Raw genomic sequence first — 17,601 nt, 5'->3', positions numbered from 1 at the left:
AATGTAAAAAATGACAGGACTAGTTTATAAATCGACCGGAAGTTCCTATACGGTAAAAACCGAAAATCAAGAGGTTTTTGAATGCCGTATCAAGGGTAAGTTTCGCATCAAAGGCATCAAAAGTACCAATCCAATAGCAGTTGGTGATGTAGTCGATTTTGAATTAGACAATTCTACCGATGAAACGATTGGTTTGATTCATCATATCCACGACAGAAAGAACTATATCGTTCGAAAATCGGTGAATCTTTCTAAGCAAACCCACATTATTGCCGCCAATATTGATGTGGTTTTTTTGCTGATAACCATCAATAATCCGCCTACAACTACCAGTTTTATCGATCGGTTTTTAGTCACTGCCGAAGCCTATGGTATTGAAGCAGTTTTGGTCTTTAACAAGATTGATACTTTTGATGATGCCCTGTTGGATGAGCAATTGTATTTGCAACATATTTACACCGAAATAGGCTATCAATGTATACGAGTTTCCGCCATTAACGGCAAAGGCATTGAAATCTTGAAAGACCTGATGAAAGGAAAAGTCAGCATGTTTTCCGGCCATTCGGGCGTGGGAAAATCAACTTTGGTCAATGCCTTGGAACCGCAGCTGAATTTGAGAACCAAACACATTTCGGAACAAAGCATGCAAGGCCAGCATACGACTACGTTTGCCGAAATGTATGATTTATCTTTCGGTGCCAAAATTATCGATACGCCCGGAATTAAAGGTTTCGGTATTGTGGATATGGAGCCGACTGAAATCAGTGATTATTTTCCCGAGTTTTTCCGATTGAAAGACCAATGTAAATTCAACAATTGTTTGCACAAAGAAGAACCGCATTGTGCTGTCAAGAAAGCGTTAGACGAAGATAAAATAGCCTGGTCGCGCTACAACAGTTACTTAAAAATTTTAGAAGGCGATGACGAACACTACCGTTCCGACATTTACAACGACGACAGGATTGCCAGCGATGAAACCAGAAAATAGTATTCAGTTTGCATTGTCAGTGTTCAATAATTTTTAATTGAGATGAAAGCCGTAATCCAAAGAGTTTCCCAAGCTTCCGTAACCATTGAAGGGCAAAAAGTAGCCGATATCCAACACGGTTTATTGGTTTTAGTTGGTTTTGAAGATGCGGATACTCAAGATGATATTACTTGGTTAACGGCCAAAATTGCCAATCTTAGGATTTTTGGAGATGAAAACGGTGTTATGAATTTATCCGTAAAAGATTGTAGTGGCGATATGATTATTGTGAGTCAATTTACTCTCCATGCCTTGACCAAAAAAGGCAATCGACCATCTTACATCAAAGCTTCCAAACCGGAAATCGCCATTCCTTTATACGAGCGTTTTATAGTGCAAATGGAAACCGAGTTGGGCAAGAAAGTACAAACCGGTCAATTTGGAGCCGACATGAAAGTAAGTTTGTTAAACGATGGTCCGGTTACCATTGTGATTGATACCAAAAACAAAGAGTAATATGAAACAGAAGGTCATTACCTTAATAGTTGGGTTTTTAATTTACGGAACACTTTTCGGTTTGATGATGTATTACACCGAAGCAGACAGGGATTTTGAAAAATCCTTTGGTATGGCTGTCTTTTTTGGATTTTTCATGACTTTATCCGAAGTTTTTATCAATCCTAGAATAAAAAAATTCTTTACTTCTAAACAAAAAAATAAGGAATAAGATTATAAATAAAATCATAATTTTTTATATTTGGGAAAAATTATTCCTGATGAAACTCAGTTTTTTTTCGCTTATTTTTCTATTTCTTACCCTTACTGCCGGTGCTCAAAAGTTAGAATATGCTAGTCTTGACATTCCTGATAGTCTTAAACAAAATGCCAATGCGGTAGTTCGATTAAATGAAGTTTTTATCAATATTTCGGCTCAAAATGAAATGGTTGTCAAAACCAAAATTGTTACTACGGTTTTGAACGAGTTGGGGTTGAATTATTTGGATCTTTCCGAAAATCACGATAAAAACAGAAAAATTATTAAGATTGAAGCTGTAGTGTATGATGCTTTCGGCAAAGAATTAAAATCGTTTAAAAGAAAGGATTTCAGAGACGTCAGTGTTGCGGATGGTGTTTCTATTTTCAATGATAACAGGGCTTTGTATTTGAATTATACACCAACCGTTTATCCTTTCACTATGGTTTTTGAAACAGAAGTAAGTACTTCCAATACCGCTTTTATTCGTCCATGGAGTCCCATGGAAGGTTATCTGGTTAGTGTTCAAAAAAGTGGCATGACTATAACTTGTAAACCCGAGTTAAAGCTTAAAGTAAAAGAAATCAATTTTTCAGGACATTCTTTTATTGAAAAGACAGAGACGACCACCTCGGTCAGTTATACCGCCAAAAATGTAGTAGCCCGCAAGAGAGAGGAATTGTCTCCGAGTTTCACCAAAGTCTTTCCGATTGTTTATTTTGCCCTTGAAAACTTTTCTCTGGAAAATGTGGAAGGCAAAGCAACCAATTGGGCTGAATTCGGAAAATGGTACTACCAATCTTTATTAGCCGATACCGAGGAAATTCCGGCAGAAACACAAGCCAAAATTAAAGAATTAGTCGGTGCCGAGAAAAATCCGGTCACCATCGCCAAGTTGATTTACAAATTCGTACAGGAAAAAACGCGTTATGTCAGCGTTCAAGTTGGAATAGGTGGTTGGAAGCCTATGTTGGCCAAAGAAGTCGATAAATTGGGATACGGAGATTGTAAAGCTTTGACTAATTATACCAGAGCACTTTTAAAAACGGCCGGTGTAGAATCATATTACACGGTAGTATACGCCGGTAGTGATGATACTAAAGATTTGCAAGAAGATTTTGCTTCCATTCAAGGAAATCACGTCATTCTAACCTTGCCCACCGATAAAGGATTACTTTGGTTAGAATGTACCAGTCAGGTGCAACCTTTTGGTTTCCAGGGCGACTTTACGGATGACAGAAATGTATTGCTCATCAAACCGGAAGGTGGTGAAATTGTAAAAACCAAAACATTTACTGAAAAAGATAATAAAAAACTATTGAAAGGAAGTTACAGCTTGACGCCGGAAGGACATTTAAAAGGACAGGTTGCCATACTTTCAAATGGTTTGCAATACGATACTAACTTCAAGAAAGGACGGATGAGTAAAGAAGATCAGGTTAAGTTATATAAAGAAGAGTTTGGCAATATTAACAATCTTTTTATCAACAAGATTAATTTACATGACAATCCGAATACTATTGAATTTAAGGAGGAATTAGAGTTAGAGGCCGAAGGTTATGCTCAAAACATCGGTGGGAAATTGATGTTTGCTCTTAATGCTTTTGATCAAAACAGTTTTGTTCCTAAAAAACACAAATCCAGAGAGTTTCCTTTTCAAATTTTACGCGGATATACAGATGAATCAGAGGTTGAGGTTTCTATACCCGAAGGATATATCATTGAAGCCAAGCCTGCCGGAGTTGAATTAGATACAGAGTTTGGGTATTATAAAATTGAGTTTAAGGAATTGAGTCCCGGTAAAATACTTTGTCAAAGAAAATTAGTGATAAAAAAAGGCAAATATGATAAAACCAAATATGAAAGTTACCGAAAATTCAGAGAAACTCTGGCCAAAAATGACAATTCAAAAATTATAGTTACCAAATCCTAATCCTGATGAAAAAATTAATCCTCATTTTATTATTGCTATCCCATTTAACATTCGCCCAAAAAAGAGAATTAGGCAAAGTTACAGTGGACGAATTAAAAGAAAAAGTTTGTCCAATGGATTCCACTGCAGCGGCTGCAGTATTGTTTAACATTGGAGAAGTCCGATTCACTTTTATTGAAGGAAGAGGTTTTGTGATGAATACAAAAGTCAGAACTAAAATAAAAATTTACAAAAAAGAAGCTTATGAGCTGGCCAATAAATCAGTTCGATATTATGTTGGAGGCAACGTAAAAGAGCGTTTAAATTTTAAGGACGCTGCCACGTATAATTTGGTTAACGGCAAAGTGGAAAAGACCAAACTTAAAAGTGAGGGAGAGTTTGATGAGAAAGTAAATAAGTTTTGGAGCAGAAAGAAAATAGCCTTACCCAATGTCAAAGAAGGGTCAATTATTGAATTTGAATACGATCTGGAGTCGGAGAGTTTAGGCTCTTTGGAAGATTGGATTTTTCAAATGGATATCCCGGTAATTTACAGCCAATTTAAAACGGTAATACCCGAATATTTTGGTTATAAACCTTTAATGAGAGGTTCATTAATTCCTAAACAAGAAACCAATACCAATAAAATTACAATCCATTCATCAGAAAAACAAAGGGGTGAAGGATATGTAACAATGACGTCTTTTACCAATAGCCAATTAAGTTATAATGAAACTACTTCTGTATATACTATTGAGAATATACCGGCATTAAAAGATGAATCGTTCGTAAACAATATTAAAAATTATACTGCTATTATCGAACACGAGTTAACCTCAGTTAAATATCCTAATGAACCCGTTAAATATTTATCAACCACATGGGAAGATGTAGTAACAACCATTTATAAAAGTGATAGTTTTGGAGTTGAATTAAATAAAACCGGTTATTTTGATGATGATATCAATACAGCTTTAAAAGGCATAACCTCTAATGAAGAAAAAATTGCCGTTATTTTCAACTATGTCAAGTCCAGAATGAATTGGAATGAATTTTACGGTTACAGTTGTAATGATGGCGTACGAAAAGCTTATCAAGACAAGGTTGGGAATGTGGCTGAAATCAATTTAATGTTAACGGCCATGTTTCGATATGCCGGTTTTGAAGCCAACCCTGTAATCCTTAGCTCAAGAGGAAACGGTATTTCTCTTTTTCCTTCCCGAAACGCTTTTGATTATGTTATTTCCGGTATCGAGTTGAACGGTCAAATCATTCTTTTTGATGCCACTAGTAAAAATGCTTTGCCGAATATTTTGCCGATACGCGATTTGAATTGGTTTGGAAGATTGATTCGAAAAGACGGAACTTCTTCCCAAATTGATTTAATGCCGAATTTCAACTCCAAAGAAGTTGTCAATGTCATTGCCACACTAGACAATGAAGGTAAAGTTTCCGGAAAAATTCGCGACCAATATTTCGACTATAACGCCTTTAGTTACAGAGAACGAAACAGTAAACTTAATAACGAAAGTTTGGCGGAAAGAATTGAGAAATCTAGACCGGGATTGGAAATTTCTGATTATGAAGTTCAAAACAGAAACGATTTGTCAAAACCAATTATTGAAAATTATAACTTTGATTTTGATAATGCTGTTGAGATTATCGGGGATAAAATGTATCTTTCACCTTTGTTGTTTTTTGCCATGTATGAAAATCCATTCAAGCAAGAAAAAAGAGAATATCCTATTGATTTTGTTTTTCCACACCAAGATAAATACATCATTAGTTTAACGTTGCCTGACGGCTATGTTGTTGAGAGTTTGCCTGAACCGAAAGCTATTTCCATGCCGGAAGATATGGCCAATTTCAAATTCAACTTGTCCAACAATGGAAATCAAATTCAAACGATTTGCACCTTTGACATCAATACAGCTGTGATGAGTTCAGATGATTATGAAACGCTGAAAAGTTTTTTTAAAGAGGTAATCAACAAACAAACCGAAAAGATTGTTTTAAAAAAAGGATAAAATGGATCTCAAAAATGCCCAACTCGAAGTCGACAATTGGATTAAAAACCACGGCGTTCGTTATTTTAACGAACTAACCAATATGGCGCAACTCACCGAAGAAGTAGGTGAAGTAGCCCGAATCATCGCACGACGTTACGGAGAACAATCCGAAAAAGAGAGCGACAAAAATAAAGATTTAGGCGAAGAATTAGCCGATGTTGTTTTTGTGGTATTGTGTTTGGCCAACCAAACAGGAGTCGACCTCAAAGCGGCTTTTGACAAAAAGATGGATTTAAAAACCCAACGTGATCACAATCGCCATCACAATAACGAAAAACTGAAATAAATTGAACTGGATTCTCTTGGTCATCGCCGGATTATTTGAAGTCGCTTTTGCATTCTGCCTTGGCAAAGCCAAAGAGGCTTCCGGTGCCGCTATGTGGTCTTGGTACGCCGGTTTTCTGGCTTGCCTTACCATCAGTATGGTGCTGTTGGTCAAAGTGACTAAAGAGTTACCCATTGGTACTGCCTATGCGGTATGGACAGGCATCGGAGCAGTAGGCAGTGTTTTAGTTGGGATTCTTGTCTTCAAAGAACCCGCCACTTTTTGGCGCGTTTTCTTTATCAGTACGCTCATCATTTCTATAGTCGGATTAAAAGTAGTTTCGGAATAATGAATTTAAAGCTTATCCATAACCCGCAACTCGTAACCCGCAACTCGCAACTTTCTATCACCGGATCCAAGTCGGAAACCAATCGCTTATTGTTGTTACAAGCCTTGTATCCGAATCTGACTTTGGAAAATACCTCCAACTCCGACGATTCAGAAGTGATGTCGAAAGCATTACAAAACGCCCAACCCGCAACCCGCAACCCGCAACTAATTAACGTCCATCACGCTGGTACCGCCATGCGATTCCTAACTGCCTACTTCGCCATCCAAGAAGGAAAAGAAGTAGTCCTAACCGGTTCAAACCGTATGAAAGAGCGCCCGATTAAAATTTTGGTCGAAGCCTTGCGACAACTCGGCGCCGAAATTATTTATGAAGAACAGGAAGGTTTTCCACCGCTAAGGATCAAAGGCAAAAAGTTGTCACACTCCAAAGTTAACTTGCCTGCTAATGTCAGCAGTCAGTACATTTCCGCCTTGTTACTCATCGCTCCAAAACTGGAAAACGGCTTAGAACTTACACTACAAGGTGAAATTACCTCAGTGCCTTACATCAAAATGACTTTGGCTTTGCTTACTGAAATCGGAGTAGAAACTTCCTTCATCGGAAATACGATTAAAGTTAACCCGCAACCCGCAACCCGCAACCCGCAACTCCTTACTATTGAATCCGACTGGTCTTCCGCTTCCTATTGGTATTCCATCATGGCGCTGTCTGAAATCGGAACCGAAATCACTTTATCAAGCTACAAACCAAACAGCTTACAAGGTGATAGCGTTTTAGTAGAAATTTATAGCGCATTTGGAGTAGAAACGATTTTCGAAAACAATAGTATGCTGTTAAGAAAAACCCATAACCCGCAACTTACAGCCTATAACCTGCAACTTAATAATTGTCCCGACATCGCCCAAACCATAGCTGTGACGTGTTTCGGACTTGGATTGCCTTGTCGCTTAACTGGTTTGCATACGCTTAAAATAAAGGAAACGGATAGGTTAGAAGCATTGAAAACTGAGCTAACAAAATTGGGTGCCAAGGTAACTGTTACCCATGAAAGTTTGACATTGGAACAATCGGAAAGCATCAATCCAAACATCAGCATCAAAACCTACCAAGACCACCGGATGGCTATGGCTTTTGCACCATTGGCTATAAAAGTGCCTGTTGTAATAGAAGAAGCCGAAGTGGTCTCGAAGTCATACCCAACTTTTTGGGCCGATTTAAAATCAGCAGGATTTTCAGTAGTCGAACAATAAGATACCAAAAGCCTTAGAACCCTAGTGCCTCTGCTCCCTAGCACCTCATTTTCAAAAATAAACCCCAAAACACTTGACAACGCCTATCTCACAATAGTATATTTGCAGGCGTTTCAAATTAAGTTTTGGAACCACCTCAAACTTTTAAACTTTTTTAGATGAAATTATCTCATTTTAACTTTAATCTTCCGGCCGAATTACTTGCGGAATTTCCAACAGAAAACAGAGACGAATCCAGATTAATGGTCGTAAATCGAAAAACCAAAACCATCGAGCACAAACTTTTCAAAGATGTAATCGATTATTTCGACGACGGTGATGTGATGATTTTAAACAACACTAAAGTATTTCCGGCACGTATGTACGGGAACAAAGAAAAAACCGGCGCCCGTATCGAAGTGTTTTTGTTGCGTGAATTAAATGCCGAACAACGCCTTTGGGACGTTTTGGTAGATCCGGCGCGTAAAATCCGTATCGGAAACAAATTGTACTTTGGTGACGACGATTCATTGGTGGCAGAAGTAATCGATAATACCACGTCTCGCGGTAGAACTTTACGTTTCTTATACGATGGTTCATACAGCGAATTCAGAAGAAAATTAACCGAATTGGGCGAAACTCCAATCCCAAAATACATCAACCGCGAAGTGACTGAAGAGGATGCCGAACGCTACCAAACCATCTACGCCAAAGAAGAAGGTGCTGTAGCTGCTCCAACTGCTGGTTTACACTTCTCTAAACACTTGCTAAAGCGTTTGGAAATCAAAGGGGTAAACTTCGCCGAAATCACTCTTCACGTAGGTTTAGGGACTTTCAATCCGGTAGAAGTAGAAGATCTGTCTAAGCACAAAATGGACTCAGAAGAGCTTATCATCAACCAAGAAGCTTGTGATATCGTTAACAGAGCTAAAGAAAACAAGCGCAAAATTTGTTGCGTGGGAACTACTTCCATGCGCGCCATCGAAAGCTCCGTTTCGTCTAACAGAACGCTGAATCCTTACACGGGTTGGACCAACAAATTCATCTTCCCGCCTTACGATTTCAGCATCGCCGATTGTATGATTACCAATTTCCATACACCAAAATCGACTTTGCTCATGATGATTTCCGCTTTCTGTGGTCACGACCTAATGAAAAAAGCCTACGAAGAAGCCATCAAAGAAAAATACCGCTTCTATTCCTACGGCGACGCGATGTTAATCATCTAAAAATACAATCCCGACAGCAATGTTGGGATTTTTTTTTGGAGCTGTGTCCCGCTTTCCGCTACAATCTTTTTGGCTTTCAGAAAATGAAAAGCCAAAAAGGATTTCCACTCCAATCGGGGCTAGGACAATCGGTGCAATAAACTTTTCCCTTTTCCCTTTTTTCTTTTTGCTTTTTTTTACTTTTACGCCAAACTAAACTACCACCATGACGTTTCAAAATACCCGCGAGTTCGCCCAACAACTGGATGCACAAGACGAACTTAAAAACTACCGCAACGAATTCATTTTCCCGCAACACAACGGTAAAAATGTGGTGTACTTCACCGGAAATTCACTAGGCTTACAACCCAAACGCACCAAGCAATATGTTGATGAGGTGATGAACGATTGGGCCAATTTAGCCGTAGAAGGCCATTTTTACGCCAACAAACCTTGGTGGGATTACCACGAACGTTTCGCACAACCGTTAAGTCAAATTGTTGGCGCCAAACCTTCGGAAATTACCGTGATGAATACGCTCACCATTAACTTGCATTTGTTAATGGTGTCGTTCTACCAACCTACAGCCACTCGCTATAAAATCATCTGTGAAGAAAAAGCTTTTCCATCCGACCAATACATGTTCCAAAGTCAGGTTGCCTTTCACGGTTACCAACCCGAAGACGCTATTGTAGAAATCAAACGCCGCGAAGGTGAGCACAATATTCGCTTAGAAGATATCATTGCCAAAATCAATGAAGTAGGCGAGGAGCTGGCTTTGGTTTTAATCGGAGGTGTCAATTATTACACCGGTCAGGTTTTCGATATGAAAGTCATCACCGAGGCCGGACATCAAGTAGGCGCCAAAGTAGGTTTCGATTTAGCACACGCCGCCGGAAATATCGAGTTACACTTACACGATTGGAATGTCGATTTTGCCGCTTGGTGCAGTTACAAATACATGAACTCCGGACCCGGAAATGCTTCCGGTTGTTTCGTACACGAAAAACACCATACCACCAATTTACCGCGTTTTGCCGGTTGGTGGGGACACAACAAAGAACGCCGTTTCAAAATGGAACCGCAGTTCGATCCGGTACACGGCGCCGACGGTTGGCAAGTGAGTAACTTACCCATTTTGTCGTTAGCACCGTATTTGGCTTCTGTCGAAATGTTTGCTGAAGTCGGTATAGAAAAACTCATCAAAAAACGCAATCAGTTAACTGCGTATTTGGAGTTTATTTTACACCAGATTGATGCCGAGTTAGAAGGCGCCGAATTTGAAATCATCACACCGTCCAATCAAGAGGAACGCGCTTGCCAACTTTCGGTTTTCCTCCACGGGCAAGGCCGAAGCCTATTCGATTATTTAATGCAAAACGGTGTCATCACCGATTGGCGCGAACCAAACGTTATCCGTTTAGCTCCGGCACCATTCTACTGTTCTTACGAAGACATGTACGAGTTCGGCCAAATTTTAAAACAAGGAATACTCAAACTAAACAATCAATAAAAGGAATATTTAATGATTGTCATTCCGACAGAGGAGGAGTCACATAACATTCATAACAACAATTATGTGATTTCTCGTTCCTCGAAATGACAAAAAGAAATCAAAAATGACAAAACAACAAATCATAGCCAATTTCGATCCTTCGCAGCCCGGTTTAGCCGATGCTACCGTATTTGGATTGCCGTTTTCGGCCGAACAAAGTGAGATTATTGTAATTCCTGTGCCATGGGAAGTAACCGTGAGCTACGGCGCCGGTGCTTCGGAAGGTCCGGATGCTGTATTAGACGCTTCTTTTCAAGTCGACCTAAACCACCAAGATTTCCCTGAATTATGGAAACTCGGGATTTATTTAGACGAAGCACCTGTGCATTGGAAGAAGAACTCCGAGAAATACAAAGATCTAGCACAACCGATAATCGAGTTACTGGAAAGCGGTGAAGCCGTAGAAAATTATCCGGCACTCCAAGCCGATTTGGATAAAATCAATAAAGTATGTCGCGAATTACATACCGAAGTAAAAGACCGTGTATTACACTGGATGCAACAAGGCAAAAAAGTAGTGCTTTTAGGTGGCGATCACTCCACGCCACTAGGTTATTACGAAGCTTTGGCATCGATTCACGATAACTACGGAATCCTGCATTTGGATGCACACATGGATTTAAGAATAGCTTATGAAGGATTTACTTATTCTCACGCTTCCATCATGTACAACGCGTTGCAAATTCCACAGATTTCCAAATTGGTGCAAGTAGGGATTCGCGATTTCTGTGAACAAGAAGTTGAGGTAGTACAAAAAGCCAACGGACGTGTATTAGTGAATACAGACGCCGACTTAAAAGCGGAAACCTTCGAAGGTAAAACCTGGGCACAACAATGCGATGTTATTATTGCTTCCTTGCCGCAAAAAGTATGTATTAGTTTCGATATCGACGGCATGTATCCATGGTATTGCCCGAATACAGGAACACCGGTTCCGGGCGGATTTTCGTTTGAACAAGCCACGTATTTGTTCAATAAATTAGCCGAAAGTGGTAAAGAAATTATCGGCTTCGATTTGGTAGAAGTTGCTCCAGGTGAAACCGACGATTGGGATGGTAATGTGGGCGCCAGAATGTTATTCCACATGTGCGGTGTCTTAGCCAAAAACAACGGATTGCAAGTTGGACAAAAAATTAATTTCCAAAGACAATAAATACAACAGTAACCCTTTCACTAACGAGAGGGTTTCTTTTTAGTATAAATTTCCAAACTTCGTACTTCCCACTTCGTACTTGTACTTTGTACTTTTCAATTCCTTATATTTGAGTATTCAATCCCTTTCCTATGAAACGCATTAAAAAAATCCTATTGGCTCTATTAGTTATCGTTGTTTTAATAGTCATTATCGGAGCCGCCTATTTGCAATACACTAAACCTAATTACAAAGGGGAATACCAACTCCAAAATTTAGCCAAGGAAACTACGGTTTACTATGACGATTACGGTGTGCCGCACATTTATGCCGACAACCAAATAGACGCGATGACTACTCTGGGTTATGTCCATGCACAAGATCGTTTGTGGCAAATGGAACTCATGCGTCGCATTGCACCGGGAAGATTGGCTGAAATTTTTGGCGATAAAGCGCTGAAAGCAGACTTGTTTTTTGCCGGTATCGGGATTGATGAAAATTCAGCAAAAGCCGTAAAGCAATTGGATAAAAAATCACCAACGTACATTTTGGCGCAAGCCTATTTGGATGGCATCAATCAGTATATCGATAACGGAACGACTCCGGTAGAGATTCAACTGTTAGGCATCAAACAAGATAAGTTTACTTTGAAAGATGTTTACAATGTATTTGGTTTTATGTCTTTCAGTTTTGCGATGGCACAAAAAACCGATCCGTTACTTACCGATATTCGAGACCGTTTTGGGATGGAGTATCTGAAAGATTTCGGTATCAACGGCGAATTGGGTACACAGCAATTACAATCTTTCAAAGGTAAATACAAAGCATACAGTGAAATCTCCAAATCAGTTGCCGCTTTGTTGGAAAATTCTCCTGTTCCGGCTTTTATCGGAAGTAATAGTTGGGTTATCGGTGCCGAAAAAGCTAAAAACGGCAAAGTGATTTTGGCCAACGATCCGCACATTATGTATGCCCAACCGGGTACTTGGTACGAAGCGCACATCGTTTGTCCTGATTACGAAATGTATGGCTACTACATCGCCGGTGCTCCATTTCCGCTTTTAGGACACAATCGTAACTATGCCTATGGTTTGACCATGTTTGAAAACGATGATGTAGATTTCTTTGTCGAGGAAGAAAATCCAAACAATCCTAAACAATACAAAACACCGGAAGGCTATAAAAATTATACCTACCAGCAAAAAATCATCAAAGTTAATGATAGCTCAGATGTCAAGTTGAATGTAAAAACAAGTCAGCACGGACCTATTATCAACGGCCTATTGGACGGTTTGCAAAGTGACCAGTCTGTCGCGATGTCGTGGATTTATACCCAACAAAAGAACCGTATTTTAGAAGCGGTTTACGCCTTGTCGCATTCCGAGAATTTGGAGCAGTTTCACAACAGTATTGAACTCATTCACGCGCCCGGACTTAACGTGATGTACGGCGATGCTAAAGGCAATATTGCTTGGATTACTTCGGGTAAACTCTACAAATTGTCCAAATCTGTTAATGGTAATTTTATCCTGAATGGTGCTAACGGCATTGATGATCAAAAGGAATGGTTGCCGTTTGCGCAAAATCCGCAAGCGATTAATCCGCCATGGCATTATGTATACAGTTCGAACAACCAACCTTCGCCAGTCAATGGCTATTTATATCCGGGTTACTATTTACCGAAAGACCGAGCCATGCGTATCGACGGTTTGTTAAATGCCAAAAACGATTGGACCAAAGAAGACGTGTCGAAAATGATAGTTGATAACACTTCGTCTACAGCTGAAACTATAGTAAGCCATATGACCAAACCGTTGCAGAGCAAAGATTTTACGGCCAATGAAAAGCAAGCGTTATCGGTGTTGCAATCGTGGAAAGCCACTCACGAACTAGAGGACATCGCACCAACGATATACAACAAATGGTTTTATTTTTATCTGAAAGCGACTTTAGAAGACGAATTCGGAGAAGAAAATTTCAAGCTATTGCTCGGTACTCACATCGTCAAACAACTTATAGAAAACCAAACTGCTAATGCCGCTTCGCCTTGGTGGGATAATGTGACTACGAAAGACAAGAAAGAAACCCAATCGGAAATACTTACCCAATCTTTCAAACAGGCTGTAGCTTCATTGGAAATCCAATTAGGTTCTGATATTTCTCAATGGCAGTGGAGCAAAGTGCACCAAGTGACTTTCCAACATCCGATAGGGAGCTTAAAGTTATTCAGTAAGTTTTTTAATGTCGGACCATTCTCCATTTCCGGTTCTAATGAAGTCATCAACAACCAATTATTTATCTATACCGATGATGTGATAATTCCGATCAAAGGCGGGCCGTCAACGAGACGCATCATCGATTTTTCAGATATCGAAAACGGTCTGAGCGTCTTACCAACAGGACAAAGCGGTAATCCGATGAGTAAACATTACAGTGATCAATCGGAATTGTTTGTCAATGGCAAATTCAGAAAAATGAAGTTGAATAAGAAAGAGATTGAATCATCTTCTACAAAAGTTGTTTTCCGACCTAAAAGCTAAAATGCATCCGGGTTTTCAATGATTTGTGCCGCGCGTTGCTTGTGTTGGAATAACTCTTCCGGTTTCATTTTTTGTAGTAAGCTCAGCATCATCGCCATGCGTTGGTTGTTTTGGAAATGCACTTTTTTATCGTCTAAAAAGTTCCAATATAAACTATTGAATGGACAGGCTTTGTCGCCGAATTTTTCTTTGACCTTATAATGACAAGAGTCGCAGTAATTACTCATTTTTTGGATATAACTACCGGAAGAGACATAAGGCTTTGTCGCCAAAATACCGCCATCGGCATATTGACTCATACCGCGCGTGTTGGGCAATTCTACCCATTCAATGGCATCGATATAAACTCCGAGATACCAAGCGTCTACCGCATCGGGATGACGTTGGGTGAGTAAGGAAAAATTTCCGATGACCATTAATCGCTGAATGTGATGCGCATAAGCGTCGTTCAAACTCTGACGCAAAGCGTGATGCATGCAATTCATTTTGGTTTTTCCCGTCCAATACATTTGCGGTAATGGCTCGTGGTTTTCCAAAGCGTTCATTTGGGCATAATGCGGCATTTCTTTCCAGTAAATCCCACGCACATACTCGCGCCAACCCAAAATCTGACGCACAAAACCTTCCACTTGTGCCAAGGTAATTCGCTCTTGATTTGTGTAATAATGTTGTACAACCGTATCGATGACTTCTTTGGGAGAGAGCATTTTGGCGTTCAATACAAAAGACAAACGCGAGTGGAACAAATGCGGTTCTGTCGTATGCATCGCATCTTCATAAGTTCCGAAATACGGCAATAATTCATGACAGAAATACTGTAATTGTTCCAAACATTCGCTTCTTGAAGTTGGCCAAACAAAGTTATTAGGGTCAATTGTGCCAAAAGTAATCACACCGGCATTTTGGATTTCGGCTACCACTTTGGTCACGGTTTTTGAGAATATTTTGGTTTTCGGCACCGGCACTTCGCCTTTGTACTTTTTGCGGTTATCGTGGTCAAAATTCCATTGGTTGCCTAATGGTTGCTCACCTGCCATTAATACCTGGTGTTTCTTGCGCATCATGCGGTAAAAACTTTCCATCAGTAATTGTTTCTTGCCTTGGAAAAACCGATCCAGCTCGGTTCTGTCAGTGTAAAAATGTTCCGTATCGACTGCTTTTGAAGGAATTCCTATATTCTCAACAATACTTTTCAGTTGTTCGTCGAGGCGGAATTCATCCGGGAGTTGGTATTCAAAATGTGTGATGTTCAGCTTTGTAATTTCATTTTGAATTAACTTTTCAAAATCGTGCAGATTGTCCGAGTCCGAGATTTTATAATAGCGAACCTGATGTCCGTTTTGCTGCAGGTATTCTGCAAAATTTCGCATTGCTAAAAAGAAAGCAGTTACCTTTTGGATGTGATGCTTTACATAGTCGGTTTCCTGACGGACTTCGGCCATCAAATAATAAATGGAGTCGTTTTTTTGTTGGAACCAAGAATGTTGCAGGTTTAGCTGGTCGCCTAAAATCAGTCGCAGTGTTTTCATTTAAAATAAGCTTGTTTGTAGCCAAAGTTTTTGAAAGGTACCATTGGCGTCGTACATTTCCGCTTGGCGTTTGATGTTGAATTTTCGATCGCGCGGATCATTGCCCACACCCGAATTGTAAATCCAATTGCCGTAGTTGGAATGCGCATCGTAATCGAGTAACATACTCTCGAAATAAGCGGCGGCTATGCGCCAATCCTGTTCCCATTCTTTGGCCCAAAAACTGGCCACGTTTTGCCGTCCGCGATTGCTCATCCAACCGGTTTGTTGGAGTTCAATCATGTTGGCGTTTACAAAAGGTTCTTTGGTTTGTCCGTTGGTCCATTGTTGGAAGGCTTTCGGGTGAAATTTCCAGTCGTAATTTTTCCCTAAAATGCCTTGTAATTGGAAAATTTTGTTGCCGTGTTTGAGCGAAATGTATTTAAAATAATCGCGCCAAATGAGTTCGAAAATCAACCAGTAGGTATCTTCATTGGCGCCGATTTCTTTTTCGTAGCGTTTGACTTCCCAATAAATCGTTCGTGACGAAATACTACCATTAGCCAGCCAAGCCGAGAGTTTGGAGCTGTAATCTTTACCTACTAAACCATTACGTGTTTTTTTGTACACCGATAGTTTTTTCGTTTCCCAAAAATATTCCTCGATGCGAGAAAGCGCTTGGTTTTCGCCGCCCAGAAAAGGAAACGCGGTTTTCGGATGTCTTTTGAAATCGTCCAATCCTAAATCGCTTAAAGAAGGAATGACAGTGGAGTTTTCAACTAAATTGGTGTCGGGAAGTTTTGGCATTTCCAAACGACTTTTTACGCGTACCGTTTTTTCGCATTGTTTGCGGAATTCGGTAAAGACTTCGGGGATTTTTTTGAATTCGGAGTACGGAATGTCCTCGGGGTGGAATAAAAACTGGTCGTAATATTCATGCCAAACGATTTGTTTCAACTCGTTTTTGAGTACATCAGTGACAGCCGTTTCTTCTGAAGTCCATTCCTTTTGAAGATAGATGGCTTCGATGCTGTAGTCGCTAATCAGTTTCGGAATTACTACTTCCGGTTTTTCCAAATAGACCAATAAACTGATGTTTTGTTGCTGTAAATTATGCCACAATTCTTGTATCGTTTCTACAAGAAATTTAGCCCTGAATTTTTCCGTTTTTTTAAAACCGAATTGCGTTTCGGCAAAATGCCTCGGGTCAAAGCAATACAAGGCAATCACTTGTTCGCTTTCTTTTGCGGCTTGGTATAAAGCCGTTTGGTCGTTCACCCGTAAATCGTTACGAAACCAAACTAAGCTTGTTTTTTGTTTTTTCTGCATCGGTCACTACAATAAAGTACATCATTCCAATTTTTCTCCCATTTCTTTCGCCAACTAAAAGGCAGTCCGCAGCTTTTGCAGATTTTTTCGGGTAAGTTCACTTTTTTATGCGCCATTTTTTAGGATGGATTTGGTTTGGGTGTGCGGACGCGCATAGTCAAATCGGTCCACAATTTTAGGTAAGCAGTAACCGTCTAAACCGTTCACAGCTACTACGTCGCCTTGATCGAGTTGCAGCCAATAATCGTTGTGTAACATTTCGTCTGGAAAATGAATTTCTTCAATGGCTGCTATAATGTGAATAGTATTGTTTTCGGTAATTTCATATTCGTTTATGTAGCGACACAACAATTTAACCGGACTGTCTTTTACAAACGGTACATCAATATCGGAAAGGTATTCTTGTTCCAAATTCACCATCTCAAACTCCGAAATCTCGGCATCATAGCTCGCGGAAGTTTGGTGCGCTTGGGCAATCATGTTTTGGGTAATGTGATTGACGGTAAAGTAACCGGTGGCTTTAATGTTGTTGTAAGTATTTCTGGGTACCACATTAGGGCGCAAGATAAACCCCAATAAAGCCGGATTGCTGCCCAAGTGCGTTACGCTGGAAAAAACGGCTAAGTTAGTAATTCCGGTTTCTGATTTGGTTCCGATGAGGTTAGCCGATTTGTATCCGGTACAACTATTAATCAAATTTAGGCGATGTATTTTGGTGAGCGAATCTAATTCGGAACGGGTAATTTTTTTCATGCTTTTTTCTTTCAAAGGTAGTTTTTGT

General features: G+C 39.9%; 16 protein-coding genes. 12 read left to right on the top strand and 4 right to left on the bottom strand.

Annotated features, from left to right (window positions below):
- The first annotated feature begins 10 nt into the window (after nucleotides 1-10).
- The 12 genes from rsgA (at nucleotide 11) to Q0M21_RS00910 (ending at nucleotide 13,983) form a co-directional block, all read left to right on the top strand.
- A complete protein-coding gene (gene rsgA / locus Q0M21_RS00965) occupies nucleotides 11-988 on the top strand; it encodes a ribosome small subunit-dependent GTPase A (RefSeq protein WP_295333412.1) in 978 nt (325 codons plus the stop codon).
- Between the two features lie 42 nt (nucleotides 989-1,030).
- A complete protein-coding gene (gene dtd / locus Q0M21_RS00960; RefSeq protein ID WP_295333410.1) occupies nucleotides 1,031-1,483 on the top strand; it encodes a D-aminoacyl-tRNA deacylase in 453 nt (150 codons plus the stop codon).
- Nucleotide 1,484: 1 nt separating this feature from the next.
- Complete coding sequence (locus tag Q0M21_RS00955) at nucleotides 1,485-1,694, top strand: hypothetical protein (RefSeq protein ID WP_295333408.1); 210 nt, start codon at nucleotides 1,485-1,487, stop codon at nucleotides 1,692-1,694.
- 49 nt (nucleotides 1,695-1,743) lie between these two features.
- Nucleotides 1,744-3,654, top strand: a complete 1,911-nt coding sequence (locus tag Q0M21_RS00950) for a DUF3857 domain-containing protein (RefSeq protein WP_295333405.1) — start codon at nucleotides 1,744-1,746, stop codon at nucleotides 3,652-3,654.
- Nucleotides 3,655-3,659: 5 nt separating this feature from the next.
- The gene (locus Q0M21_RS00945) at nucleotides 3,660-5,660 is read left to right on the top strand and encodes a DUF3857 domain-containing protein (RefSeq protein ID WP_295333402.1); all 2,001 of its coding nucleotides are present in this window, start codon (nucleotides 3,660-3,662) and stop codon (nucleotides 5,658-5,660) included.
- Nucleotide 5,661: 1 nt separating this feature from the next.
- Nucleotides 5,662-5,988, top strand: a complete 327-nt coding sequence (locus Q0M21_RS00940; protein ID WP_295333400.1) for a nucleotide pyrophosphohydrolase — start codon at nucleotides 5,662-5,664, stop codon at nucleotides 5,986-5,988.
- Nucleotide 5,989: 1 nt separating this feature from the next.
- A complete protein-coding gene (locus Q0M21_RS00935; protein ID WP_295333397.1) occupies nucleotides 5,990-6,316 on the top strand; it encodes a multidrug efflux SMR transporter in 327 nt (108 codons plus the stop codon).
- Nucleotides 6,316-7,569, top strand: coding sequence for a 3-phosphoshikimate 1-carboxyvinyltransferase (aroA, locus tag Q0M21_RS00930; protein ID WP_295333395.1), 1,254 nt, complete (start codon nucleotides 6,316-6,318; stop codon nucleotides 7,567-7,569). The genes Q0M21_RS00935 and aroA overlap by 1 nt, the downstream gene beginning before the upstream one ends.
- A gap of 158 nt (nucleotides 7,570-7,727) precedes the next feature.
- A complete protein-coding gene (queA, locus tag Q0M21_RS00925) occupies nucleotides 7,728-8,777 on the top strand; it encodes a tRNA preQ1(34) S-adenosylmethionine ribosyltransferase-isomerase QueA (RefSeq protein WP_295333393.1) in 1,050 nt (349 codons plus the stop codon).
- Between the two features lie 205 nt (nucleotides 8,778-8,982).
- Nucleotides 8,983-10,269 carry a kynureninase gene (gene kynU, locus Q0M21_RS00920; RefSeq protein WP_295333390.1) on the top strand — a complete coding sequence of 429 codons (1,287 nt, stop codon included), beginning with the start codon at nucleotides 8,983-8,985 and terminating at the stop codon, nucleotides 10,267-10,269.
- A gap of 106 nt (nucleotides 10,270-10,375) precedes the next feature.
- Nucleotides 10,376-11,464, top strand: coding sequence for an agmatinase family protein (locus tag Q0M21_RS00915; RefSeq protein ID WP_295333388.1), 1,089 nt, complete (start codon nucleotides 10,376-10,378; stop codon nucleotides 11,462-11,464).
- Nucleotides 11,465-11,595: 131 nt separating this feature from the next.
- On the top strand, nucleotides 11,596-13,983 hold the full coding sequence (locus Q0M21_RS00910; RefSeq protein WP_295333385.1) for a penicillin acylase family protein: 2,388 nt from the start codon (nucleotides 11,596-11,598) through the stop codon (nucleotides 13,981-13,983).
- On the opposite strand, the gene Q0M21_RS00905 is transcribed toward Q0M21_RS00910, so the two are convergent.
- The 4 genes from Q0M21_RS00905 to Q0M21_RS00890 are packed head-to-tail and all read right to left on the bottom strand — an operon-like array spanning nucleotide 13,980 to nucleotide 17,573.
- Nucleotides 13,980-15,512, bottom strand: a complete 1,533-nt coding sequence (locus tag Q0M21_RS00905) for a cryptochrome/photolyase family protein (protein ID WP_295333382.1) — start codon at nucleotides 15,510-15,512, stop codon at nucleotides 13,980-13,982. The two genes, Q0M21_RS00910 and Q0M21_RS00905, sit on opposite strands and share 4 nt — an antisense overlap.
- Complete coding sequence (locus Q0M21_RS00900) at nucleotides 15,513-16,820, bottom strand: DASH family cryptochrome (protein WP_295333377.1); 1,308 nt, start codon at nucleotides 16,818-16,820, stop codon at nucleotides 15,513-15,515.
- Nucleotides 16,793-16,936 (bottom strand): DUF2256 domain-containing protein, encoded by a 144-nt coding sequence (locus tag Q0M21_RS00895; RefSeq protein ID WP_290874942.1) that lies wholly within the window; start codon nucleotides 16,934-16,936, stop codon nucleotides 16,793-16,795. Before Q0M21_RS00895 ends, Q0M21_RS00900 begins: the two co-directional genes overlap by 28 nt.
- Nucleotides 16,926-17,573, bottom strand: a complete 648-nt coding sequence (locus Q0M21_RS00890; RefSeq protein WP_295333374.1) for a flavin reductase — start codon at nucleotides 17,571-17,573, stop codon at nucleotides 16,926-16,928. The genes Q0M21_RS00895 and Q0M21_RS00890 overlap by 11 nt, the downstream gene beginning before the upstream one ends.
- Nucleotides 17,574-17,601: the final 28 nt, after the last annotated feature.

Source organism: Flavobacterium sp., assembly GCF_024710485.1.
Taxonomy (GTDB): Bacteria; Bacteroidota; Bacteroidia; order Flavobacteriales; family Flavobacteriaceae; genus Flavobacterium.
Note: the sequence above shows the minus strand (reverse complement) of the source record. Positions and strands in the feature narration are given on the sequence as shown.